Here is a 1,932-nt window from a genome sequence, read left to right on the forward strand (position 1 = left end):
GCGCATCTCTTGAATGATGGTACCATCGCTCGTGTCAACCACCAACACCACGGAGCCCAAGTGGTCCTTGATGAGGCGGTAGGTCTTGCTGGCTCCACTCGAGAAATCCCAGCGACTGGTGGGTTTACCGGCCAACGGCGAGAAACTCTGTTTTTTGGCACAATAGCCACAACTCGGAAACCTGTTCTTCTGCAAGCATCCGATTGAACATTCCATCTGTCGTGCCACCTGCCACCACCTGGCTCTGAGAACCTTTCTAATGCCTGGGTACTCTACGAACCCGTCTGGCTAATTTCTCTTTGCCACGTTCCAACCTATGGCGAAAGCTTTCAGGCGTTTCGATAGCACTGCTTGTGGGGTCTTTCTTAACGGCATCAAGAGCAAGGCACAGGGCAACGTAACTGCCAACATAGTCACCGTGGAAACTCAGGACGTCTGAAGCCATGGCCAATAGATCCGCGCGACCCCGCGAAACCTGTCCATTACGGTGGAAGGCGCTCAGTTCAAGTAGAAGGCGTACGCTCGCTTCCGCCTTCGCCACAGGAAACCGCCGACCGGCAAGAGGCAAACCGAATCGCCAAATATCACTGAGAGTTACGTAAATGGCGCAGTTAGTCCCGAACCGGTTCAACAGCTCCAACACCCGTTGCTCCTGTTCCCTCCAGGAAGACAGATCCTCGCTGAAATCCCGGTGAATGGATCGCAGCTCTTCGACGAGAAGCTCTGCGTCACGCCGATCCAGGGGTGATAACATCTCCCATGGGGCGTAATTTCGGCAAAACCGCGCGCCCGAAAATGACGCGTACAGTCTTTCGGAGTCGAAGCTTTTGGCCATCCCTTGGAGATAGTCAACGGTCATTCGCATAAATTCGGCGCTGACTGGCCACTCTGTACTGTACTCATCGGCCAAGCGAGCGCGAAGCGAGATATTCCCAGGGTCTTCACGGAGTAACTGAAAAAAGCGCACAATCTTCGGTGACGCCCCTATGGCACCCCACTTAACATCCAAAACGACGCCTGTCGAATTCTCAGCAGCGGAGATAACGGAGGCACCCTGTAGCACAATTGCGACGATAACCCGACCCGAAAGCGCTTTCATGACTATTCGCAATGTGCCCGCTAGTTTTCTGGCTCCCTGCAGGTACACATTCTTGTGGAAGCGTTCCAAAAACCCTTCTCCACTCTGACCTCCGGCGGACCTATTTCCGGAAACGGTTGGCGTCTACTTACCTCCAAGTAGCACTGCTCACCCGAAAACCCCGCTGGTGCTCCACACGACTCCCTACAGAAGAGCGTTCGACAATACCGGTAGCGGTACACGACCTCACGAACACCACCCGCCCGACGGTACCAGCAAAGGCAAATCGGCCACTCAGCCGACTGCCACTCACGTGCGCCTGCGACGGGCCCAACCTGCTCGAGGATTTGGATGTACCACAGGACCCAGTACCCAACGGTTTTTCCACCGGGCGCTGCCCAGTAGCCGCAGGGCCGCCACGGACTTGCTTCGCAGCACGGCGGGACGGGCCGCATGAGACAATCCAAAGGCACCGGCGGATACACAACAAGTTGTAATCCGTCTGGATCCGCGAAGTTAACGAAATCTCCCATCGAATGGGCATAAACATTCGGCCCACCGTTGAGCTTAATTGGATCTCGCGCCGTCCACCTGCCAACCTGCGCGTCGTAATCCCGGGCGCCGAAGCGGACCAAGCGCGTGTGGGTGTCGTACAAGCCCCCGGCAAACCCGAAGGGCTGGAAGCCGGGGTTCGAATCGTAGATGACGTTGCCCCAAGCGTCGTAGCGCATCTCTTGAATGATGGTACCATCGCTCGTGTCCACCACCAACAGCGGTGAGCCCAGGTGGTCCTTGATGAGGCGGTAGGTTCGCCCTCCTTTGACCATGAGCTCCGGGACGTTGATGCCGTCGGC

The 1,932-nt window shown here is 56.6% G+C and carries 1 protein-coding gene; it reads right to left on the bottom strand.

The features are described from left to right. Nucleotides 1-1,119: 1,119 nt before the first annotated feature. The coding region (locus ACP5PX_RS08130) for an RHS repeat domain-containing protein (RefSeq protein WP_428085446.1) at nucleotides 1,120-1,932 on the bottom strand (813 nt) is incomplete at its 5' end.

It is taken from the genome of Hadarchaeum sp. (SeqCode) (genome assembly GCF_049969415.1).
Classification (GTDB): Archaea; Hadarchaeota; Hadarchaeia; order Hadarchaeales; family Hadarchaeaceae; genus Hadarchaeum.